The 23,412-nt window shown below is 34.4% G+C and carries 18 protein-coding genes; 11 read left to right on the top strand and 7 right to left on the bottom strand.

All coding sequences use genetic code 11. The features are described 5' to 3' along the window. The first annotated feature begins 56 nt into the window (after window positions 1-56). Complete coding sequence (locus tag LBV24_RS11205) at window positions 57-1,721, top strand: amidase family protein (protein ID WP_224478748.1); 1,665 nt, start codon at window positions 57-59, stop codon at window positions 1,719-1,721. Here LBV24_RS11205 and LBV24_RS11200 read toward each other — a convergent pair whose 3' ends face one another. Then, a complete protein-coding gene (locus LBV24_RS11200; protein WP_224478747.1) occupies window positions 1,722-2,798 on the bottom strand; it encodes a serine hydrolase domain-containing protein in 1,077 nt (358 codons plus the stop codon). It abuts the gene before it with no gap. A gap of 127 nt (window positions 2,799-2,925) precedes the next feature. Here LBV24_RS11200 and rimO point away from each other — a divergent pair, with 127 nt between their 5' ends. Continuing rightward, window positions 2,926-4,227, top strand: a complete 1,302-nt coding sequence (rimO, locus tag LBV24_RS11195) for a 30S ribosomal protein S12 methylthiotransferase RimO (RefSeq protein WP_224478746.1) — start codon at window positions 2,926-2,928, stop codon at window positions 4,225-4,227. Here rimO and LBV24_RS11190 read toward each other — a convergent pair. From LBV24_RS11190 to LBV24_RS11170, 5 genes are all read right to left on the bottom strand, one after another. Further along, a complete protein-coding gene (locus LBV24_RS11190) occupies window positions 4,220-4,909 on the bottom strand; it encodes a hypothetical protein (protein WP_224478745.1) in 690 nt (229 codons plus the stop codon). The two genes, rimO and LBV24_RS11190, sit on opposite strands and share 8 nt — an antisense overlap. A gap of 251 nt (window positions 4,910-5,160) precedes the next feature. After that, window positions 5,161-5,487, bottom strand: coding sequence for a hypothetical protein (locus LBV24_RS11185; protein WP_224478744.1), 327 nt, complete (start codon window positions 5,485-5,487; stop codon window positions 5,161-5,163). A gap of 2 nt (window positions 5,488-5,489) precedes the next feature. Continuing rightward, entirely contained in the window at window positions 5,490-5,861 is a 372-nt protein-coding gene (locus LBV24_RS11180; protein WP_224478743.1) for a VOC family protein, read from the bottom strand. A 68-nt stretch (window positions 5,862-5,929) separates the two neighbouring features. Beyond that, window positions 5,930-8,755 carry a M16 family metallopeptidase gene (locus LBV24_RS11175; protein WP_224478742.1) on the bottom strand — a complete coding sequence of 942 codons (2,826 nt, stop codon included), beginning with the start codon at window positions 8,753-8,755 and terminating at the stop codon, window positions 5,930-5,932. Between the two features lie 17 nt (window positions 8,756-8,772). Next, window positions 8,773-11,253: a M14 family metallopeptidase gene (locus LBV24_RS11170; protein ID WP_224478741.1), complete on the bottom strand. Its 2,481-nt coding sequence runs from the start codon at window positions 11,251-11,253 to the stop codon at window positions 8,773-8,775. Between the two features lie 137 nt (window positions 11,254-11,390). On the opposite strand from LBV24_RS11170, the gene bshC reads away from it, so the two are divergent. The 9 genes from bshC (at window position 11,391) to LBV24_RS11125 (ending at window position 22,269) form a co-directional block, all read left to right on the top strand. Beyond that, on the top strand, window positions 11,391-12,986 hold the full coding sequence (gene bshC, locus LBV24_RS11165) for a bacillithiol biosynthesis cysteine-adding enzyme BshC (protein WP_224478740.1): 1,596 nt from the start codon (window positions 11,391-11,393) through the stop codon (window positions 12,984-12,986). Window positions 12,987-13,041: 55 nt separating this feature from the next. Next, window positions 13,042-14,577: a glutamine-hydrolyzing GMP synthase gene (gene guaA, locus LBV24_RS11160; protein WP_224478739.1), complete on the top strand. Its 1,536-nt coding sequence runs from the start codon at window positions 13,042-13,044 to the stop codon at window positions 14,575-14,577. Window positions 14,578-14,598: 21 nt separating this feature from the next. Continuing rightward, complete coding sequence (locus tag LBV24_RS11155; protein WP_224478738.1) at window positions 14,599-16,536, top strand: PBP1 and LysM peptidoglycan-binding domain-containing protein; 1,938 nt, start codon at window positions 14,599-14,601, stop codon at window positions 16,534-16,536. Further along, on the top strand, window positions 16,536-16,937 hold the full coding sequence (locus tag LBV24_RS11150; protein ID WP_224478737.1) for an OsmC family protein: 402 nt from the start codon (window positions 16,536-16,538) through the stop codon (window positions 16,935-16,937). Before LBV24_RS11155 ends, LBV24_RS11150 begins: the two co-directional genes overlap by 1 nt. Beyond that, window positions 16,938-17,483 carry a DUF922 domain-containing protein gene (locus LBV24_RS11145; protein ID WP_224478736.1) on the top strand — a complete coding sequence of 182 codons (546 nt, stop codon included), beginning with the start codon at window positions 16,938-16,940 and terminating at the stop codon, window positions 17,481-17,483. Between the two features lie 2 nt (window positions 17,484-17,485). Beyond that, on the top strand, window positions 17,486-17,713 hold the full coding sequence (locus LBV24_RS11140; RefSeq protein ID WP_224478735.1) for a DUF3820 family protein: 228 nt from the start codon (window positions 17,486-17,488) through the stop codon (window positions 17,711-17,713). A gap of 93 nt (window positions 17,714-17,806) precedes the next feature. Further along, window positions 17,807-19,423: a CTP synthase gene (locus LBV24_RS11135; protein ID WP_224478734.1), complete on the top strand. Its 1,617-nt coding sequence runs from the start codon at window positions 17,807-17,809 to the stop codon at window positions 19,421-19,423. Window positions 19,424-19,512: 89 nt separating this feature from the next. Continuing rightward, complete coding sequence (yidC, locus tag LBV24_RS11130; RefSeq protein WP_224478733.1) at window positions 19,513-21,420, top strand: membrane protein insertase YidC; 1,908 nt, start codon at window positions 19,513-19,515, stop codon at window positions 21,418-21,420. A 111-nt stretch (window positions 21,421-21,531) separates the two neighbouring features. Beyond that, window positions 21,532-22,269, top strand: a complete 738-nt coding sequence (locus LBV24_RS11125) for a flavodoxin family protein (protein ID WP_224478732.1) — start codon at window positions 21,532-21,534, stop codon at window positions 22,267-22,269. Window positions 22,270-22,388: 119 nt separating this feature from the next. On the opposite strand, the gene LBV24_RS11120 is transcribed toward LBV24_RS11125, so the two are convergent. Then, complete coding sequence (locus tag LBV24_RS11120) at window positions 22,389-23,387, bottom strand: fasciclin domain-containing protein (RefSeq protein ID WP_224478731.1); 999 nt, start codon at window positions 23,385-23,387, stop codon at window positions 22,389-22,391. Window positions 23,388-23,412: the final 25 nt, after the last annotated feature.

The raw sequence follows: 23,412 nt of genomic DNA, 5'->3' as shown, positions 1-23,412 counted from the left end.
GGGCTTTTTTTATTTTCTAAACAAATGGTTTTCGTATTTTTATAAAAAAACTAACCATGCGTTTCACCCTTATTTTCATTCTTTTTTTGTCCATAGTTTCTTGTAAAAAGGACAAACAATCAAAATCAACTATACCTCAAGAAAGTCAGACTGATGAAGTGACCTCAAATTCTGATGACACATCTGGTGTAAAAGCAATATCTACAAAAGATTTCACTGAATTTAAGGTTTTGGATTCTAAGAATTTGACTAAAGCTGAAATTTGGGATTCAGTTAACAAACAATTGGATGATTTTACAGAGGAAGATTACCAAAGACTTATGCCAATTGTTGTAGAACAAGATATTTTAAGTTTACAAGAACATGTCAAAGATGGTAGTTTAAAGTATGAAGATCTAACCAAATTCTATTTATACCGAATTAGAAAGTACGATAGGGAAAACCCTAAGTCTTTGAATTCTGTTATTGCAGTTAACCCTAATGTGATTGACCAAGCAAAGAAATTAGACCAACAAAAAAATGAAAAAACACATCCTATTTACGGAATGCCAATACTGTTGAAAGACAATATAAATGCTTCAGGTATGGCTACAACAGCTGGTGCTGTTGCCCTAAAAGACAATTATGTGGATGATGCGTTTATTGTCAAACAATTAAAATCTAAGGGAGCTTTAATATTAGGTAAAGCAAATTTAAGTGAATGGGCTTATTTTTTCTGTGGAGATTGTCCTAGCGGTTATAGTGCAATAGGAGGACAGACACTTAATCCTTATGGAAGACGTGTGTTTGATACTGGAGGTTCAAGCTCAGGAAGTGGAGTCTCTGTTTCAGCAAATTTTGCGGCTGCAACTTTGGGAAGTGAAACGTCTGGATCAATATTGTCACCTGCAAGCCAGAATTCAGCTGTAGGATTAAAACCAACTATAGGATTGGTAAGTAGATCGGGAATTGTACCAATCTCTTCAACGCTAGATACTGCAGGACCCATTACAAGAACGGTTATGGACAATGCAATTGTCTTAGATGCAATTTTTGGCGAAGACAAGTCAGATTCTAAATCCATATATGCACTTTGGGATCTAGGTTTTTATACCAATGATATAAAGGAAGCTAGCATTGTAGGCAAGAGGTTTGGTGCACCCAAACGTTTGTTAGAAGATACGTTATACCTAAATGCATTAGAGGTATTGAAAAATCAAGGTGCAGAAATTGTTGAAATAGATGAAGAAAAACTAGGCTTACCAAATTTTTTAAGGCTTTTAAATCTTGATATGAAAAAGGACTTACCTACTTATTTGGAAAATTATGCCAACAAAGATATTGGGCTGATGTCTGTTGCTGATGTAATGGAGTATAATCTTCAAGACTCAATTGCAACAATGCCGTATGGTCAAAGTTTATTTAAGGGTATTGTGGAGGATCAAGGTGACTCGCTTTTCTTAGAGCGTATTAAAGATACTTTAAATACCAATGGTAAGCAGTATTTTGATATACCTATGAGAAATCATAAGCTCGATGGATTCTTGTCCATTAATAATTATCATGCAGGTTTCGCCGCTGTGGCTGAATATCCTGCAATTACGGTACCTATGGGATATACAAAAGAAGGTAAACCAAAGGGCTTAACATTTATTGCAAAGCGATTACAAGAGAAGATGTTGTTAGAATGGGCTTATGTATATGAACAAGCATCAAAAGCGAGAAAGGCACCTAAATTATAATTAATTAATCATTGCGTTTATTCTAATCCAAAGTTGATTATCAAAATCTGATAGTGCTAGATTTTCACTATCAGCTGCGTTACCCATCCTTATCACAACTAACTTGTTACTAGGTGATATGTATATTTTTTGATCGTTTTTTCCTAGTGCGCTGTACATATCGCCAGGTGCGTCTGGTATAAGTTCTCCACTAAATTGAATTTGAGTTTGTGGTAATCTAAAAGAAGACTTTCCATTAAGCCACCACATATAACCATAAGCTTCATTTAGGTTTTGGGATGTATTTACGGCATCATTTAAAAATGCCTCTGGAATTATTTGTTCATTTTGCCATTTCCCATTGGCATAAGTCAATAAACCAAAACGTGCCATGCTTCTAGTGTTGCTCCAATAGACGCTAAAGTCACCATTTTGAATCCAAGCACCAGACATACCAATTCTGTCTTTCAATTTTGCATTAAAATAAGACGACCAATTTTGTCCACTCGCACTTGCAATAACATCTTGAAGTTTCACATAAACATTATGATACGCCCAACGCTCTCCAGCATCTGTAATATATTGTAGGTTAGATGAGGATACATTGTCTCCTAAACTATCATCTAATCCAGAAGTCATGGTTAATAAATTTTCGCAAGTAATAAGATCTTCTTTTTCTAACGGTGTGCTTGTCCAACCAGTTCCAATATAATCGGAAACTTTATCGTTTATATTTAGTAATCCTTCGTCCTGTGCGATTCCCGTAACTGAAGTTGTAAGTGTTTTGCCTGCACTTGCCCAATACCAAGGAGAGGTATTTGTATGACCATCAAAATAAGATTCCACAACAATTTTCCCATCGTGTAAAACCATGAAACTTTTACTATTGTTAATTTCTAAATAGTCTAATAATTCTTGAAGCTCATTTGTGTCCCAATTCAATTCCTCCAAAGATTTCGTTTCCCAAATATCTGATGCCAAAGGCGGAAAATAGATGCCTTCTAATTGAGGATTGTTATTATCTGAAGCATTATCATCTGATGAACAGGAAAATAAAAGCAGGGAAAACATCAATAAATAAGGAAAACTAATTCTCATATCAATTATTTGGTTTTTAGACTACAATTAGTGTTAATCGTTTAATTGCTCATTATTAACAATAGTCAATCAGCAATCAAATATCGTAAATCATTGCTTATCTTTGCGCACTCATTTAGTTAAAGGTATGCGCACTAAGACAATTAAAAAGAATAGAATTAATGTGGTGACACTTGGCTGTAGTAAAAATGTTTACGACAGTGAAGTATTGATGGGTCAATTAAAGGCAAGCGGTAAAGATGTAGTGCATGAGCAAGAAGGTAATGTAGTTGTTATTAATACTTGTGGTTTTATCAATAATGCTAAGGAGGAAAGTGTAAATACTATTTTAGAGTATATGCAAAAGAAGGAGGCAGGTGAAGTTGATAAAGTTTTTGTTACAGGTTGTTTGAGTGAACGCTATAAGCCAGACTTACAAAAAGAAATACCAAATGTTGATCAGTATTTCGGTACTACAGAGCTACCAGGTTTATTAAAAGCCTTAGGTGCTGACTACAAGCATGAGTTAATAGGTGAACGATTAACAACGACTCCAAAAAATTATGCATATCTAAAAATTGCTGAGGGTTGTGACAGGCCTTGTAGTTTTTGTGCAATCCCTCTTATGAGAGGTAAACATAAAAGTACACCTATTGAAGAGTTGGTTATTGAAGCTGAAAAATTAGCCTCTAATGGTGTCAAGGAATTAATATTGATCGCTCAAGATCTAACATATTATGGATTAGATCTCTATAAAAAACGAAATCTTGCCGAGTTATTAGAACATCTTGTTAAGGTTGAAGGTATAGAGTGGATAAGATTGCATTATGCATTCCCAACTGGTTTTCCGATGGATGTACTAGATGTTATGAATCGCGAATCTAAAATCTGTAATTATCTAGATATTCCTTTACAGCATATTTCAGATTCAATTTTAAAAAGTATGCGACGTGGTACAACAAAGGAAAAAACCACAAAACTTCTAAGAGAATTTAGGGCCAAAGTACCAGAAATGGCAATTAGAACTACTTTGATAGTTGGATATCCAGGTGAAACTGAGGAAGACTTTCAAACCTTAAAGGAATGGGTTAAAGAAATGCGTTTTGAGCGTTTAGGTTGTTTTACCTATTCGCATGAGGAGAATACCCATGCTTATAATTTGGAGGACGATGTGCCAGAAGATGTAAAGATGCAACGCGCAAATGAAATTATGGAAATCCAATCTCAGATTTCTTGGGAGTTAAATCAAGAAAAGATAGGGAAGGAGTTTAAAGTTGTCATTGACCGTAAGGAAGGAAATTATTTTGTTGGTCGTACCGAGTATGATTCACCAGATGTAGATAATGAGGTTTTAATTGATGCTACAAAAACCTATTTAAAAACAGGCGAATTTACAAACGTGAAAATAATCGAGGCAGAAGATTTTGACCTTTATGGTGAGGTTATTTAATCTTAAAATCTAATAAAGTTCCTTTGATTTCAAAAGGATGAAATCGAGAAAAAAGTTCTTCTGAATACCATCCTAGTTCTCTTGTCTTCTTCACCATATCTGCATGTTTTTTATTCTTATAGGCATAGTTCATCATATCATCACCATTGGTCCATAATGAGAATGTAGCTTGCATAAATATGGGCCATTCACCGATACCTTTAGAATAAACAAGTCCTTTATAGCCATCCATAGATTTGGATACCGAAGGCACATGTCTCCAAAATTTATAGGCTAGTTTGGGTTTAATTGTCGCTCTTGTGATTACAGCCAAAGGTTTGTCGTTAGTATATGGTATAGAAGAATTAAAAGGTTCTTGATTATCCCACTTTCCATGTGCTTTTATGGAATGCATCAGTATATGACTGTATTGTTTGGCTTCGTTTGTATAAGATTGAATTACATCACATTTTAAAAATGCTTGTGCTTCAGATTCCGAGTTAAATACTGTGAGTAAACCAAAGGTTGAGAAATCTGGCCAAATTGAAAATCCATTTCCACTGCCACTACCTAAAGATTTCCAAAATGTAAGTCCATTGATATTCTTGTCAATTAAAAGCGGTCTACCCATACGACCTAAGGCCCTCCATTTGTTCCGAAGTCCCTCATACTTAAAAAAAGAGATGATAGTAGTTTGTGGCATAAAATATAACAGCTAATCTAGTGTAAATATAAAATCATTAGGTTATAAAATAAAGCTAAAAAATAGTTGAGCTAATTATCCAAAGCATTCAAAATGTGACCTTTAAAAAAAAGCTGTGTCTTATTATTAGATAACTAAACACCCTAATTATGAAAAATTCGGCACAAAGAAATAAATTAAAGATAGTTTTGCTTTCAATCTACACAGTTTTAAGTGTGTTTATTTGGAACATCATACTGTAAGCTACCTACTTACTTAGATGGTAAGCTGTCAACATAAGCGAAGCTTTGCTCAAAATAAGCTACCATTAGCCCTAATTCGCCCCAAAGTGATTCTGGTACCAAGACATAGTCTTTCATTTTTGCACCATGAGAATAATAAGGACCAGTATCGTAATCTTCCATAAATTTAGCCGCTTTCTCCTTAGGTAATCTTATACCAATTTCAGCATCTTTATTTAAAAGCGTAAACATATACCCATTTGATGAGGTATAAATCATTTTTTTGCCTTTACGCTCAAACCCATTGCATGCATCAACTATTTTATCGTAAATTATTAAAGCGTCATCCCAATTCATCGCTAAATATGTTGATCAATTAGAATTGCATTTCCATCTGGGTCTAAAACTACAAAACTTGCTGGGCCAGAATCAGCAGCTTCTATCTCACTGGCGAAGGTGGCATTTTTAGACTTTAGTTGCTTTTGGATTTTTCTAACATCGTCATAATCTTCCAAGGTGTTAGCGTCCTGATCCCAACCCGGATTGAATGTTAAAATATTATTCTCAAACATTCCTTGAAATAATCCAATCAATGTAGATTGGTTTTTCATAATCAGATAATTACGTTCAATTTCACCTGCAAATACAGAAAATCCTAAATTTTCGTAAAACTCTTTAGACGCCTTTATGTCTTTTACTGCCAAGCTTACGGAAAATGCACCAAGTTTCATAAATTTTGATTTTGATTAGTACTTAAAGGTAGTAAAATCAAATCAATGCTCCTGAAAGGGCATAATTGCTATTTATTTAAAAGTATTGGCTTACCAAATCCGAGATTTTCTAGTTTATCTAATTGAGTTTCTGCATCACCTACAATTAGGTAAATCATCTTATTAGGTTTTATATAGTTATCGATTAGCAGTTTAACATCGTTTACGGACATATTTTTTACTATGGTTTCACGTTGTTTTGCATAATCATCCTTTAGGCCATAATTACCAATGTTAGAAAGCATATTAAGTTTAGCGCCTAATGTTTCAAATGCTCTTGCCGTACTTTTAATAGTATAACCTTTGGTTACTTCTAAATCTTCTTCACTATAATTTTTTCCATAATTTTCTAGAATTTCCTTTACTAGGGTTGCAGATTCAAAAGTGACATTTGTTCTAACACCGCTACTAATTGCAAATTCACCAGTATAATTTGATCCAGAGAATCCAGATCTTATGCCGTAAGTATAACCCTTACCTTCTCTTAATTGTTGAGTGAGCTGTGAAGCAAATCCACCACCACCCAAGCGGTAATTCATTACTGTGGTTGCATAGTAGTTTTCATCTGTTGCTTTTAGGGCAGGATAGCCAAACCTAATTACAGATTGTTTGGCACCTGGTACATCATAAAAATATACTTTTGAAGCGTCAGGAACTTTAGCCAATGGTAATTCTGGAATTTCAACTGCTTTGGATTCCCAATTACTATTCATAGTTTTTAACGCTTCTATCACCTTATCTTGGGAAATAGATCCTACCACAAACATCTTTGCAAGTTGAGGTGATAAGTATTTATTATAATAGTCTTGTAAGTCTGTTAATGTTATAGATTCAACAGAATCCTCAGTACCACTATTACTGTACGCTAATATGTTATTGTCACCGTAAATTATCTTGGCAAACTCGTTAGATGCTATACTGTTAGGGTTACCCTTTCTGCGTTTAATACTACTTTTTGTACTTGCTTTTAAGAGTTCAAATTCATTCTCATCCCATCGTGGTTCTAATAAGATCTCATTGACAAGAGCTATAGTTTTATCAAAATGCTTGGAAAGTGTAGTACCCGAAATAGTAATGTTAGTATCTGTAGCATAGGCATTAATACGAGCACCTAAACTCTGAATGGCATTTTCTAACTCTTCAGGTGTTTTATTCTTAGTGCCTTTAGTCATTAGATTTGCCAATAGATTTGAAACACCAACTTTGTGCTTGTTTTCGAATAAAAGTCCACCTTCAATTTGTAATTCAAATTGTACAAGAGGTACTTCAGTATTCTCAATACCAAGAATGCTTAAGCCAGAATCTAAATTTTGCTTCCAGACTTCTGGTATATTTAATTCTGGGCTCTCACCATAAGATGGCTCAATACTACGATCAAAACTACTTGGTGTTTTCTCGTAGGTAGCATTTATACTTGGATCAAAAGATTCTTCTGCTCCATCTACAATTTTTTCTTCAACAACACTAGCTAGTTGAGAGTTGTCTAAAACCAGATCAATTTGCCCTTTCGGAACAAAGCTAGTAGCTACATAGTTCTTGTCTTTAATATACTTGTTGTAGACATTCATTACATCTTCTGGCGTAACTGCTAAAATATTCTTCACATCTTGGTTGATGAAACTTGGGTCACCTGCAAAGATTTCATATTGTGCGAGTTGAAACCCTTTACCTAATACACTAGACAAGCGGTTGTAAAATGATGTTTCTTGGCCTGCTTTTATTCTATTAAGGTCATTATCTGAAATGCCATTGAGTTCAAAATCCTTAAATCCATCTGAAAGTGCAGTAGAAACCGCATTTAAATCTGTTTGGTTAAATGCTGTAACTGAAAGCATAATTTGTCCAGCTAGTTCAGAATTGTTTTGATAAAAATTCACACGATCTGTAAGTTTTTCTTGATCTATTAAGACTTGGTTTAAAGGTGCTTTTTTTCCCACAGATAAATACTCTGTCAATATACTTAAGGCATAAGACTCCTTATCGTATTGAGGTACTCCTGGCCAAGCCATAGTTAAACGAGGTAGTCTCGCAAAATTATCTTCATAAAAAAGACGTTTAGAAGATTTTAAAATAACAGGTTGTTTTTCTGTTTCTGAAATTTCCTCTCCTTTAGGTATTTCATCAAAATATTTTTTAACCCATGCTTTAGTTTGATCTACATCTATATCTCCTGCTATGGTTAAGGTTACATTATTTGGGACATACCAACGTCTATAAAATTCTTTAACATCATCTAATGTTGCATTTTGGAGATCTTCTAAAGAACCAATAACCTCCCAGCTATAAGGATGGCCTTCTGGATATAGATTTTTATTAATAACATAAGAATTATGTCCATAGGGTTGATTGTCCACACGTTGTCGTTTTTCATTTTTTACAACTTGTTTTTCCTTAGCTAAAACAGGTTCCGTAACTGTATTTATAAAGTAACCTAATTTATCAGCTTCTGCCCAAATCATTTTTTCTAAAGCATCTTTAGGGACTGTTTGAAAATAATTAGTTCTATCTCTACTGGTAGAACCATTAGCACCAGATCCACCAATGCGTGCACTCATTTTATCTAAACCACCTTTACCTAAGTTCTCGGATTCCAGAAATAATAAATGTTCAAATAGATGTGCAAAACCTGTTCTACCTTCTTTTTCACGCGCTGAGCCAACATGCGCAGTTAAAGCTACAGCTACAACAGGGTCAGACTTGTCAACGTGGAGAATAACTTGTAATCCGTTGTCTAGTGTGATTTTTTCAAAATCTACAGAGAATTCTTTGGTCTCATCTTCGGTATTGTTTTGCTTACATGCCGCACTAATAATAATTAGGCTGAAGATTACGGCTAGATTTTTTAAAATTTTCATGAGTAATTAATTAATAATTATAATTCAAATACGTTGTTATTTACAAAAAATATGGAGTTGATTAAAAAGAGCTTCCCATTTTCCCAGAAGTTTCTAAATAAAACATTGTCTGCTAAATAGATAAAACTTCCTCGACCTTTTCTTTCTTCACCGAATACTAGAGAGTTGCTTAAATTCTCAATGGCATTTTTACCTGCAAAACCTGAATATACTTTAGTGTCTTTTATATGGCCAATATTATATCCACTATCTAAAAGATTATAACTAGAGCTACCCAATTTTAACGTAAAATACTCCTTGTCATAACCATATGCCATAGGATGTGTATTATCTAATTTAACATTGAATATAGCACCTGTAATCATACTATTTGTATATAAACGCTCGCGCTCTGCATATGGTATTAGATTATCTGATGATTCCATTTTATCTGTAGCTTTGAATTTTAATCCGAACCCTTCCTTGCCAGCAAAACTTCTTAAGGCACCATCAATTGCAATTATCTTACCACCTGAGCGCACCCAATCCTTAATCTTTTTAGAATTGTCTTCGTTTAAGACATTACCATAATATCCATTTGGTATAATAAGGACATTATACTTGGCTAAATTTGTTCTGCCCAAATTATCAGTATTTATGGATGTTAAAGGGTAATTCAATTGATTTTCAAAGAAATTCCAAATTTCACCATAGCTCAATGAAGATGTACCTTCACCTGATAATACGGCAACTTTTTGTTTGTTTATCAGTTTTATGTCAGGAGAACCTATGTCTGGTGTGGTTTGAGAAAATCCGGTATAAATTGGAGTGAGCAATTGGTTGTGTTTCTCAGTAAGATCTCTTAATGCATCAAGGAAATTGTCAATGTGTTTATTATCACCTTTTGTAATTATTAATGAGCCACGCTTAAATGTGTTTCCATTTGAGGTGAAAGGTCTTTCAGTAAATCTAACTCTAAAGTTGTTCTTTAGCAATGAGGATAAAAATTGAGCATCTTTTAATGAATTCCACTTACTTACATAACCGTAAGCATCACTTATTTTCGATTGTCTTTGGTCACTTGATATAGATTGACTTGCCACCTTTGTTGTACTGGCAATTGCATCTAATCCGTACGCATAAGGAAGTGACCAAGCCGTAATATCATAAGTCAGAGAATCTGAAAGTTTTGCATTTGGCTCGAAAAGTACTTTTACCATTTTACCTTTTGGTTGATTGGTATGTACTACCAAATCCTCTGATGTAAGACTCATGCTACCTTGTTTTCCTTTGCTATATTGATAACCTGAAGCCTTGGTGCCTGATGCGTATTCAAATTCAATTTCATGTTTGTTTAATAAGCTTTTTAGACTTTCAATTTTATCATTTTCACCTTTAAGGACGTAACTCTTGTATTTCAGTTTACTATTATCAAAGAATTTTTTGAACTCCACATTTAACTGTTTTGCATTTTTAGAAGCAATTTCAACAGTCGATATTCCAGTGGTGGTATGATGTGTTAAACGCTCTACCAAAGTTAAAACATGCCCTTCGTCATTTAATACGCCCAATCCAGCTCTGCCATGACCGCCTTGTTCGTATGTCATTCCTATAGCTCCCATATAAGTTGGGTAGGTGTCACCATAACTTGGATAAAATAAATCAAATCTTTCCCTAGTAAAAAACAACCAACCTTCAGCATCAAAATACTTAGCATGGTTTTTACCGATTTGGGTTTGAAAATCAGTTTGCCAATCGGTAATGATTTCATGGTATGGCTTTGCTGCCGGAGCAAAATAGTAAGGTTCATTCATGCCTTGTTCGTGAAAATCTACATGGATGTGAGGTAACCATTTGTTGTATACTTTTAGTCGATTTTGAGTTTCAACTTGGGTTGCCCAAACCCAGTCCCTATTTAAATCAAAAAGATAATGGTTTGCTCTACCACCTGGCCAAGGTTCATTGTGTTCACTAGCTTGACTATCTATGTCATATGGCTTGCTCGCTGTCTCGTTATACCAATTAACATAGCGATCCCTTCCGTCTGGGTTAATACACGGATCCATTATAACAACTGTATTATCGAGCAGATTTTTATATTCTGTAAGAAGTTTGAAAACCGTAAGCATTGAAGCTTCAGAACTAGATGCTTCGTTACCATGTACATTGTAGCTTAACCAAACTATTGCAATATCTGAAGATTCAGAAGTGCCCTCTAAAATACCGGTCTGTTTTAAATTGTTCTGTCTTATTGTTTCAAGATTTCTGAGATTTTCTTCGCTAGAAATATAGGCTAGATTTAAGGATCTTCTCTCGTTGGTTTCGCCGTATTTTTCTAAAATGACATTCTTGGGCATTTCATGTGCAACATGCTCAAAATAATCTATAACCTGATGATGACGACTAAATTGTTCGCCAATATTATAACCTAAAAATTCACTTGGGGATTTTAAATTTTGTGAGTTTACAATGGTTGAAGAACTTAATGCAATTAGCAAAATGAAGAAAAAGTTGCGCATGTTTAGTTAGTTTTGTTTCAAAGCTAGTAAATATAAAGACTGCAGATTAGATTCTATAATTTGTTAATTTGAATTAACTAAAAATTAGCAGTTAGAAAATTGAAGAGCCTTATATTTATGCCATAATTAAACTTAACATGCCAACTGATTATTTACCGTTTAGAGAAACCAATTATTTCTCTAAGTTTATTTGTGATTACCTGGATCAAAAACCAGAGTTGGCGCAATTCTACAACCGTTTTCCAACATTAGATGATTTTAAGGATCAAATTGAAGAAAAAGCTAGTAATTATAGCGATGAAAACAGAAAAGTTCTAGTAAAAGTTTTAAATGAGCAATATGCTCATCTTAAAATGTCTAAAGCCACTTTGAAACATATTGATTTACTTTCAAAGGAGAATACATTCACCATTACTACTGGTCATCAATTAAACCTATTTACTGGTCCGTTATATTTTTTATACAAGATTATTTCTGCCATTAACCTCGCAAATCAGTTGAAAAAAACCTATCCTGAGTATAATTTTGTTCCTGTTTATTGGATGGCCTCAGAAGACCATGATTTTGATGAGATAAATTATTTCAATTTTAAAGGGAAAAAAATCCGTTGGAACAGTGAACAAACTGGTGCGGTTGGGCATTTTAATACTAATGGATTAGAGGAAGTTTTTAATGTAATTACTTCTGAGTTTGGACCGGGAAAAAATGCAGATCAGTTAAGAGAATGGTTTAAAGAGGCCTATATTAATCATGATAACTTGGCTGATGCTACAAGATATTTGGCAAATCAGCTCTTTGGTGAATATGGTTTGGTTATAATTGATGCTGATCATAAAGACTTAAAGTGTCTTTTTATTCCGCAAATGACAGCGGAATTGTTAGAGAATGTAGCCTTTAAAAATGTCACTGATACCAACAATTCACTTGAAGCCTTAGACCTTAAAATTCAAGTAAACCCAAGAGAGGTTAATCTTTTTTATATAAATAGTGGAATACGTGAACGTATCACTGTAGAAGATGGTGTTTATTCTGTTTTAGAAACTGATATACGTTGGACGGAAGAAGAATTGAAAAGTCATCTTCAGGAATATCCAGAACGGTTTTCACCAAATGTAATTATGAGACCGTTATATCAGGAGGTTATTTTACCAAATCTTTGCTACATTGGTGGAGGAGGGGAAATGATTTACTGGTTGCAGTTAAAATCTAATTTTAAGGCTAACAGAGTAATATTCCCAATTCTTTTATTAAGAAATTCGGTTTTGGTTAAAACCCAAAAACAAAAGGAGAAACTTGATAAGCTGGAGATTTTGGATAAGGATTTGTTTTTAAATCGCAATACCTTTATTAATAAACGAGTTCGTAAAATCTCTAATATTGATATTGATTTTTCAGAGCAGATTGAACATTTAGAAAATCAATTTATAGCACTTCATCAATTAGCACAACAAACGGATAAGTCATTCTTAGGTGCGGTTAAAGCTCAAGAAGTTAAGCAGTTAAAAGGTTTAAAACATCTTGAGAAACGATTATTAAAGGCCCAAAAGAGAAAATTGGCAGATCAAATAGAACGATGTACAGATTTGCAAGAACAATTATTTCCAAATCAAAGTTTGCAAGAGCGAAACCTGAATTTTTCTGAATTATATCTCGAATTTGGAGACGAACTTGTTACAGAGTTAATGCGAGTGTTAGAACCCTTGAAGGGCGAATTTACAGTGTTAACAATTTGAGGTAATTTTTGTTTTACAGACCTTTCATTTTTAGTTGCAATTATTACTTTTGCACATGCAACATAATAAAGTCCTTATTTTAGATTTCGGTTCGCAATATACACAGCTTATTGCGCGACGTGTGAGAGAGTTAAATATCTACTGCGAAATTCATCCTTTTAATAAAATTCCTAAAGAAGTTGACAGCTTCAACGCCGTTATTCTTTCTGGCAGTCCTGTTTCGGTAAGATCAGAAAATGCATTACATCCAGATTTATCTCAAATCAGAGGAAAAAAACCAATGCTGGCTGTATGCTATGGTGCTCAATATTTAGCACATTTCTCAGGTGGAGAAGTAGCAGAATCAAATACAAGGGAATACGGAAGGGCAAAATTAGCTTTCATTAAAGAAGGTGAAGATTTCTTTGAAAATATTCATGAAGATAGCCAGGTTTGGATGAGCCATAGTGATACCATTAAGAAACTACCAACAAATGGTGTTTTGCTAGCGAGTACGCACGATGTTGAAAATGCGGCTTATAAAATAGAGGGTGAGGATACCTACGCTATTCAATTTCACCCAGAAGTATATCATACAACCGATGGTCACCAGCTATTACATAATTTCTTAATTAAAATTGCAAATGTAAATCAAGACTGGACGCCAAATGCTTTTGTAGAAGAAACAGTTTATGAGTTAAAAGTAAAGTTAGGTAATGATAAGGTAGTATTAGGTTTGTCAGGTGGTGTTGATTCTTCAGTTGCGGCAATGTTGTTGCACAAAGCCATAGGTAAAAACTTGTATTGCATTTTTGTGAACAATGGCTTATTACGAAAAAATGAGTTTGAGGATGTCCTGCATCAGTATGCGGATATGGGCTTAAATGTAAAAGGTGTAGACGCTTCGGCACGCTTTTTGGATGCTTTAGCAGGAAAGAGCGACCCAGAAGAAAAACGAAAAATAATTGGTCGCGTGTTCATTGAAGTTTTTGATGATGAAGCACATCGTATTAAAGATGTTAAATGGTTAGCTCAAGGTACCATTTATCCTGATGTAATTGAAAGTGTTTCTGCAACAGGTGGACCAAGTGCAACTATTAAAAGTCATCATAATGTTGGTGGATTGCCAGACTTTATGAAGCTTCAGGTTGTAGAACCATTGAAGGCCTTGTTTAAAGACGAGGTTAGACGTGTAGGCGCTTCTATGAATATGGATTCTCATTTGTTGGGCAGACATCCATTTCCTGGTCCAGGATTGGCAATACGCATACTTGGAGATCTAACGCGTGAGAAAGTACGTATATTACAGGAGGTAGATGCAATTTTCATTAATAACCTGCGTTCTTGGAATTTATACGATAAAGTTTGGCAGGCAGGTGCAATGTTATTACCGGTTAATAGCGTGGGTGTTATGGGAGATGAGCGGACGTATGAAAAATGTGTAGCATTAAGAGCAGTAGAAAGCACTGATGGTATGACCGCAGATTGGGTGAATTTACCTTATGAGTTTTTACAAAAAACTTCTAATGAGATAATAAATAAAGTAAAAGGTGTGAATAGAGTGGTATATGATATTAGCTCTAAACCGCCTGCGACGATAGAATGGGAATAGTTTGTGACCTTTGGTCAAAATATGTCTCTAATATCATATAGTTACATGAATATTATGAAGAAATTTTTATCCCTCTTATTTTTTGTATTAGCGTTTAATCTATTTGCTCAGAATTATAAGACGCATAAGGTAGAAAAGGGAGAAACTATTGAAAGTGTTGCCAAGCAATATTTAGTGACTCCTTTTGATATATACGCTTTGAATCCTGATATAAAGGGTAGTTTAAAACCAAATACAGTTTTAATAATTCCAAATTCAAAGGTTAAGAACGAACCACAAGAAGAAGAAACTTCGGAATTAATCGGTTACAAAAGTCACAAGGTAAAGCGCAAGGAAACCCTTTTTAGTATTTCAAAAAAGTATAGCGTTTCTATTGAAGACATTAAAAAAGCCAATCGCTTTTTGTACTCTGAAAATCTTAAGAAAGGTGTTAAGCTTAGAATTCCAAAATACAAGACTGTTATATATAAAAAGTCTTACAATAATACCATAAAGAAATACACGGTACTACCTAAAGAGGGGAAATGGCGTATAGCATATAAATTTGGTATAACTGTAGATGAGCTAGAGGACTTAAACCCAAATATGAAGGAGGTACTTCAGCCTGGTGATGAATTAAATGTACCAAACATTGCTGATAATGAAGAAAAAGCAATTGAAGAATCATACAACTATTATGAAGTATTACCTAAGGAAGGATTTTATAGGTTGAAGATTAAAACTGGCTTGACACAAGAAGAATTAGAAGAACTTAATCCAGAATTAAAAGAAACAGGTTTAAAAGCTGGAATGGTGCTTAAGTTACCTGAAAAATTAGAGGTAGAAGGTGAATTGGGTTCTGTTGAAACAACAGCATTACACTCAAAGCTATCAAATTTTGAGACTAAGAAAATAGCATTAATGTTACCATATCGCCTGAATAAAGTAGATGTGGATTCTGTTGCAGAAACAAAAGACATGATAAAAAACAGTAGGTTAATGTCTGTGGTCTTAGATTTTCATGCTGGAGTACTTATGGCCTTGGATTCTGCAAAACAATTGGGAATATCTACAGACCTAAAAGTATTAGATACACAATATCAAATTTCAAAAACACGTGAAATACTAGAAGATAACGATTTTTCAGACTACGATGCTGTAATTGGGCCTATGAAGGCTCAGTGTTTTGATAGAGTAGCAAGTACATTAAGGAGAGACGGTGTCCCTGTTATTGCTGCGCTGAACAAGCCTAATGAAGTATATTCAAATGTATTTCAGACTATACCACAAGACAAGCTGTTGCGAAAAACAATGATAGACTTTATTAAGGCAGATAGTTTAAAACGGCAAGTTGTTGTAATATCAGATCAGGCGAATAGATCAAGTGCAGAAATGTTGAAAAAAGAATTCCCTGAAGCGAAGTTGATTTTTTCCCGTAACAATAGCAAAACAAAAAAAGATGGTTATTACATATTTCCAACAGATTTGGAGAATGTCTTTCCAACTGGTAAGTCCATTGTATTTCTAGAGACCACAAGTAATCCGTTAGCATCAAGTGTAATAAGTATGTTAAATGGATTAAACAATGAGAATGAACAAATTGTTTTGGTAACTCTAGATAAGAACAGGGCGTTTGAAGGAAAGAACATCGATAATTACCACCTTTCAAACTTAAAATTCCATTACCCATCTGTTAATAAGAATTTTGAAGAACAGAACAATTCAAGTTTTGTTAAGGGGTACAAAAGAACATATGGTGTATCACCAAGTAAATATGCTTCGCGAGGATTTGATTTAACATTAGATATTTTATTGCGTTTAGCAACTGAAAAAGATCTTTATGAGGCTTCTACGGAAGATGTTGAGACAGAATACATCGAAAATAAATTCAGATATAATAAGGCAATGTTTGGTGGCTATGTAAATGAGGCAATTTACATTGTGAAATACGATGACTTAAGAATTGTAAGAGCCAAATAATGACATCAAAAGTTACCTATCTAGGAGATTTGAGAGCAGAAAGCACTCATATAAAATCCAATAATACATTTTTAACCGATGCACCCTTGGACAATAATGGCAAGGGTGAAGCATTTTCTCCTACAGATACTGTTGCTACAGGATTAGCTAGTTGTATGCTAACGGTAATGGGAATTAAGGCAAGAAATATGAATGTTGATATGTCTGGTACAACTGCTGAGGTTACTAAAACCATGGCAAGTGAACCAAGACGAATTTCTAAAATTGAGATTGTAATAGATTTTCCATTTTCGGCCAATGATAAAACAAAAAAAATTTTAGAGCATACTGCAAAAACCTGTCCTGTACATTATAGTTTACACCCAGACATCAAAAAAGACGTTATTTTTAATTGGCATTAAATGCAAATAAAACACCTCATAATCTGTTTAACCTTCATTTTCATTGGTCAAAATCCTAATGAAGAATCCATGACATGGTCTGAGTCGCGCAGACTAACCTGGGCGGACTTTAAAGGTGATGTGAATCCAAATTCAGATGCAGTTGCACTAACTGCCTCTGGTATAACCTTTGGATTTTCCGTATCCACATCAGGTTCAAGAATTGTTGATTATAGCACTAGTGTTGAGGCACATTTTTATCCAAATAAATCATGGTATAATAAAGAAAAGGCAGATGATTACATTCTTGGGCATGAGCAACTCCATTTTGATATAACAGAGTTATACACTCGAAAATTTAGAGAGAGATTAACCAAGTTAAGAGTTAATCAAAACATAAGAAAGCAGTTAAAACAATTGCATACTTCAATTAACGAAGAACTTAACGAAACTCAAAAACGCTACGACGAACAAAGCGTTCATTCTATAAATACCGAAGTTCAAAATCAATGGAGAGAACTTATTACTGCTGAGCTTGCTAAACTAGATCAATTTAAGTCACAATAATTGTGGAAGGTAATAAAGAAGCTCTTATTGAGCTGGCCAATTACAAGATGCCCTTTGGGAAATATAAAGGTGAGTATTTAATTGATATTCCTGAATATTACTACACTTGGTTTAGTCAAAAAGGTTTTCCTGAAGGTAAGTTAGGCTTTATGATGACCCAAATGCATGAGATTAAAATCAATGGTTTGGAGGATATTATTAAAAAGATTAGACGCGATTTTAGTCGCTAATCCAGCACTTTCAAATAACATATTAACAAACCATAAACAATACTTAGAATACTCGTTTTATTTTGTAAATTTGCCTGCGTTTAAAAGCGTATCATGACCACAAACCCTAAGTATATTTTTGTAACTGGTGGTGTGTCTTCTTCCTTAGGGAAAGGCATCATCGCTGCATCTTTAGCTAAACTTCTGCAAGCACAAGGTTACAGAACAACAATTCAGAAATTAGATCCTTATATCAACATTGATCCGGGAACATTAAATCCTTATGAGCATGGCGAGTGTTATGTTACTGATGATGGTGCTGAGACAGACTTGGATTTAGGTCATTATGAACGATTTTTAAATGTACCAACCTCACAGGCCAATAATGTTACAACGGGTAGAATTTATCAGAGCGTAATTGACAAAGAAAGACGTGGAGAATTTTTAGGAAAAACAGTTCAGGTAATTCCACATATTACAGATGAAATTAAACATCGTATTCAGATACTAGGTAATTCTGGTGATTACGATATTGTAATAACTGAAATTGGTGGAACCGTAGGTGATATTGAATCATTGCCTTATATAGAAGCGGTTCGTCAATTACAATGGGAACTTGGTGACAATAATGCTTTAGTAATTCACTTAACGCTAATTCCCTATTTGTCTGCAGCAGGTGAACTTAAAACTAAGCCAACACAGCACAGTGTAAAAACATTGATGGAAAGTGGAGTACATGCAGATATCTTGGTTTGTCGTACAGAACATGAATTAAGCAATAGTATCAAAGCCAAATTAGCGCGATTTTGTAATGTGAAGCAAGAAGCAGTTATTCAGTCTATCGATGCATCTACTATATATGATGTACCAAATTTAATGTTGGATGAAGGGCTGGACAAAGTAGTATTGGACAAATTAAACTTAAAGAGTGATGAGCCAGATTTAAACCAATGGAACGAGTTTTTAAAGCGTCATAAAAATCCAAAAAGCGAAGTAACAATTGGTTTAATTGGTAAGTATGTGGAGTTACAGGATTCTTATAAATCTATACTCGAGGCCTTTATTCATGCAGGAGCTGAGAATGAGGTAAAAGTAAAGGTAGAGCCAATTCATTCAGAATATTTAACACCAGAGAATATTGAGTTTAAACTACAACATTTAGATGGTGTCTTGGTAGCTCCAGGTTTTGGTGAACGTGGCTTGGAAGGGAAAATTGAAGCAGTTCATTATGTGCGTGAAAACAATATTCCGTTTTTAGGTATTTGTTTGGGTATGCAAATGGCAGTTATTGAGTATGCCAGAAATGTACTAGGTATTGAAAATGCCAATTCTATAGAAATGGACGAAAATGCTGAAAACCCTGTTATCAGCTTAATGGAGTCTCAGAAAAATGTGGTTAATAAAGGTGGTACAATGCGTTTAGGTGCTTGGGACTGTGACATCGTTGAAGGAAGTATAGCTCATAGTGTGTACAACGAAAAGCGTATAAAGGAGAGACATAGACATCGTTTTGAATTCAATAATGACTATAAAGATCAAATTGAATCTGCTGGTATGAAAGCTACAGGTTACAATCCAGATACTGGATTAGTCGAAATTGTTGAAATACCTAGTCATAATTGGTTTGTGGGTGTACAGTATCACCCTGAATATAAAAGTACGGTTGCAAATCCACATCCTTTATTTGTAGCCTTTGTTAATGCATCGCTACAGTATAAAAAAAAGAAATAATTTCTGCCACTTTGACGTAAAGTGGAATTTGGATAGCTTTTTGGGTTATTCAATTAACTAATCAGATTACCGTAAATAGCGGAACTAGTATGGAAGAAAAGAAATTCGATATCAATTCAATAATAGGATTCATTTTAATATTTGGTATTCTATTATATATCATGTATCAAAATCAGCCTACACCTGAAGAATTAGAAGCACAGAAAAAAGCTGAGCAGGAACAGGTTGAAGCAGAACGTGAAGCGAGTAAGCAAAATGAAACCCTTGTAACTACAGCAGAAGATTATTCTAATACACAGGCATTAGATTCTACACAACGAGTTGCCCTTCAAAATAAATTAGGAGCATTTTCTTATGCTTTAGCACAACCAACATCTGGACAACAAACAGAAGTTGAAACGGATGTTTTTAAGCTGGTGTTTAATAATACTGGTGGTCATTTGGCTGAGGTTAAATTAAAGAACTTTGTGGACTATGATTCCGTTCCGATTTATTTGATAAAGGACAAGAATAGCAGTTTCAATATTACTTTCGGAACAGCCGACAACCGTATTTTAAATACACAAGATTTACCATTTCAACCATCCGTAACAAAAAGTGGTGATAACACGATAGTTTCTATGAAGCTAAAAGTGTCAGAATCATCATTTTTAGAATACCGTTATGAGTTGAAACCAGATGATTATATGATTGACTTTTCAATTAGATCACAAGGTTTAAGTAATGTCTTTAACACATCGCAGCCAATAAATTTAGATTGGCAACAGAAAAATATACGTCAGGCAAAAAGTATAAGCTATGAAAATAGATATACAAGATTAACCTACATGCATGATGGTGATAAGTTGGATAAGTTAGCGCAAATGAATGATGATGAAGAAGTTGTTGATGATGTTAGATGGTTATCGTATAGACAGCACTTCTTCAGTACAATATTAGTTGCAGGAGAGACGACTTTTAAAGATGTGGCTATTACCTCTACGGATTTAGTTGAGGATGAAGAAGTAGATACATTATTTACCAAAAAATATACTGCAAAAATGCCATTGGCATATAAGGGTGGTGAACTAAATGAGAATTTAGGATTGTATTATGGACCAACCGACAGTAAAGTTTTAAAATCCTATGGTAAGGATTTAGAGGAAAGTATTCCTTTTGGATGGGGAATTTTCGGTTGGATCAATAAGGCCTTGTTCATACCTCTGTTTGGTTGGTTAAGTGGCTTCTTACCATATGGTATTGCAATTATTGTAATGACCATTATGGTTAAAATAGTATTGTCTTTTGTACAGTACAAGCAGTTCTTATCGCAAGCTAAGATGAAGATTTTAAAGCCAGAATTAGATGCGTTAAGAAAGAAGTATAAGGATAACAAACTAAAGGCACAGCAAGAAACAATGGCATTGCAAAACAAAGCAGGTGCAAGCCCATTAAGTGGTTGTTTACCTGGTTTAATGCAGATTCCTGTATTTTACGCCTTGTTCATGTTTTTCCCTACAGCTTTTGATTTACGACAAAAGAGTTTCCTCTGGGCAGATGATTTAAGTTCTTACGATTCCATTTTCGAATTGCCATTTAATATTCCTTTTTATGGTGACCATGTGAGTTTATTTCCAATATTGGCAGCTGTAGCGATATTCTTTTACATGAAGATGACAACAGGCCAGCAAATGGCTACACAAGCACCACAGCAAGAAGGTATGCCAGACATGAGTAAAATGATGAAGTATATGATTTACTTCTCTCCTTTATTAATGCTTGTGTTCTTTAATAACTATGCCTCAGGATTGAGTTTGTATTACTTTATATCTAATTTAATTAGTATTGTATTAATGTTAGTAATTAAGAATTACATCATCGATGAAGAAAAAGTGTTAGCTAAGATAGAGGTGAGCAAGAGTAAGCCTAAAAAACAAAACAGATTTCAGAAGAAAATGGCTGAAATGATGGAGCAAGCTGAGCAACAAAAGCAAGCACAACAAAAGAGAAAAAAGTAGTAAAAAATCAAATTTGATATATGAGCCTCAGCAGTAATGCTGAGGCTTTTTTTGTACCTTAAAACGATATAAACAATTAAAAAAGTAAAAATCAGTACACAATTAAATGAAATGATAGACAAGCATTGTCTAGAACCACCTGCAAAATATGACGACTTAAAGGTTCTCTTTCTTAATTGCACTTTGAATAGAACTCCTGTTTTATCGCATACTGAAGGATTAATTAAGGTTGCTCAAAAAATATTTGAATCTGTTGGAGCAACTACCAAAATAATTAGACCAGTAGATTATGAAATACCAGCAGGGCTAGGATTAGATATGTCCAAAACACCAGAATGGGATAAGGACGATTGGCCAATAATTCAGAAAGAAGTGGATGCTTGTGACATTCTTATATTGTGTACCTCCGTATGGTTAGGAGAAAAATCCTCCGTTTGCAACAAGACTTTAGAACGTATGTATGGTTATACTCATAAGTTTAACAAGAAAGGGCAGTATAGAGATTATGACAAAGTTGGGGCTACTTTAATTACTGGTAACGAGGATGGCGTTAAACATTGTGCAATGAACATTTTATTCTCATTATCTCACATTGGTTATACGGTACCGCCTCAAGCAGATGCTGGATGGATGGGTGAAGCTGGTCCTGGACCATCATACAGAGATGAAGGATCCGGTGGTCCAGAAAATGATTTTACAAATAGAAATACCACATTTCTAGTTTGGAATTGTTTGCACTTGGCAAGAATGCTAAAAGATAATGGAGGGGTGCCTGCATATGGCAATATGCCAGATGAATGGCAAGCAGGTTGTAGAGCGGGATTTGATAGTCCTGAACATAAAAGATAAAATTAGTTGTAATGAAATTATGGTATAAAATGAGTAAACCCAGGCAAGTTGCCTGGGTTTCACTACTAACTAAATCAATCAATATAAAAATGAGGTAATCAGCCTCGACTTTCCTATAATTAGTCTACCGCTGGTGGAGGTAGAATTACTCTATCAATTACGTGTACTACGCCGTTGATAGATTGTACGTCAACCAAAGACGTAATAATATTACTTACACGACCATTTTGATCTGTAAGAGTAAAGTTACTTGTGTCAGCATCAATGGAACCACCTAATGTACCTACAGCACCTGTAGTTAATTCATCAGACTGTACGTTAGCTCCAACAATGTGATATAATAATACAGAGTTTACTGTATCAGTGTCTAAATCTGTTAAAGCAGTTAATTCTAATTCTGCTAATAATGCAACAAATGCATCATTTGCTGGTGCAAATACTGTGAAAGGTCCAGCAGTGTTATCAGATACTGTAGCGATATATGGAACGGTTGGGTTGCCAGTGTCAGCATAAGTTAAAGCATCAACTAAAATTGATAATGCTGGATTAGAAGTTGCAAAAGTTGCAATAGTTGGTAAATCAATTACTGTATCAACGATATGGATTGTACCATTAGTTGCAGTTTTATCTGGATCAGTTACTGTAGATAAACCATTGATCATTACACCGTTAGATGTTGAAAAATATAAACTTAAATTTTCGTTGTTTGGTCCAGTTGCCGCTGTATTTGTATATCCAGATTCTGCAGCGATTAAATCTGAAGCCATTAAGTTATTTCCAATGATAACGTGGTTCAGTAATACGTTAGTTACTAAAGCTTCTTCGTCTGTAGTCATATTATTTAAATCTACATTTGCATTGGTCAAAAACGTAGTAAATGCGTCGTTAGATGGCGCAAAAACTGTGAAAGGTCCAGGACCTTGTAAAGTACTCACTAATCCAGTTGCTTCTAAAGCCGCTGCTAATGAGGTTAAGTTGTTTTCTAAAGCAACATCGATTACTGTTGTATCCATTGCAACAGGACCGTCGTTGTTGTCATCATCGTCACTACAAGAAGTAAGACCGAAAACCAAGAATAATACTGGTAGTAATTTGAAAGTTTTTGAAATAAATTTCATTTTTTTGAGTTTTTAAATTTGTTCA

Origin of the sequence: Winogradskyella vincentii (assembly GCF_020166345.1) — a bacterium.
Classification (GTDB): Bacteria; Bacteroidota; Bacteroidia; order Flavobacteriales; family Flavobacteriaceae; genus Winogradskyella; species Winogradskyella vincentii.
The sequence above is the reverse complement of the archived record's forward strand: the minus strand, read 5'-3'. Positions and strand labels throughout refer to the sequence as shown.

Coding starts and splice junctions, on each gene's coding strand:
- LBV24_RS11205 (WP_224478748.1), top strand. CDS start 57: ATGCGTTTCACCCTTATTTTCATTCTTTTTTTGTCCATAGTTTCTTGT.
- LBV24_RS11200 (WP_224478747.1), bottom strand. CDS start 2,798: ATGAGAATTAGTTTTCCTTATTTATTGATGTTTTCCCTGCTTTTATTT.
- rimO (WP_224478746.1), top strand. CDS start 2,926: ATGCGCACTAAGACAATTAAAAAGAATAGAATTAATGTGGTGACACTT.
- LBV24_RS11190 (WP_224478745.1), bottom strand. CDS start 4,909: ATGCCACAAACTACTATCATCTCTTTTTTTAAGTATGAGGGACTTCGG.
- LBV24_RS11185 (WP_224478744.1), bottom strand. CDS start 5,487: ATGAATTGGGATGACGCTTTAATAATTTACGATAAAATAGTTGATGCA.
- LBV24_RS11180 (WP_224478743.1), bottom strand. CDS start 5,861: ATGAAACTTGGTGCATTTTCCGTAAGCTTGGCAGTAAAAGACATAAAG.
- LBV24_RS11175 (WP_224478742.1), bottom strand. CDS start 8,755: ATGAAAATTTTAAAAAATCTAGCCGTAATCTTCAGCCTAATTATTATT.
- LBV24_RS11170 (WP_224478741.1), bottom strand. CDS start 11,253: ATGCGCAACTTTTTCTTCATTTTGCTAATTGCATTAAGTTCTTCAACC.
- bshC (WP_224478740.1), top strand. CDS start 11,391: ATGCCAACTGATTATTTACCGTTTAGAGAAACCAATTATTTCTCTAAG.
- guaA (WP_224478739.1), top strand. CDS start 13,042: ATGCAACATAATAAAGTCCTTATTTTAGATTTCGGTTCGCAATATACA.
- LBV24_RS11155 (WP_224478738.1), top strand. CDS start 14,599: ATGTCTCTAATATCATATAGTTACATGAATATTATGAAGAAATTTTTA.
- LBV24_RS11150 (WP_224478737.1), top strand. CDS start 16,536: ATGACATCAAAAGTTACCTATCTAGGAGATTTGAGAGCAGAAAGCACT.
- LBV24_RS11145 (WP_224478736.1), top strand. CDS start 16,938: ATGCAAATAAAACACCTCATAATCTGTTTAACCTTCATTTTCATTGGT.
- LBV24_RS11135 (WP_224478734.1), top strand. CDS start 17,807: ATGACCACAAACCCTAAGTATATTTTTGTAACTGGTGGTGTGTCTTCT.
- yidC (WP_224478733.1), top strand. CDS start 19,513: ATGGAAGAAAAGAAATTCGATATCAATTCAATAATAGGATTCATTTTA.
- LBV24_RS11125 (WP_224478732.1), top strand. CDS start 21,532: ATGATAGACAAGCATTGTCTAGAACCACCTGCAAAATATGACGACTTA.
- LBV24_RS11120 (WP_224478731.1), bottom strand. CDS start 23,387: ATGAAATTTATTTCAAAAACTTTCAAATTACTACCAGTATTATTCTTG.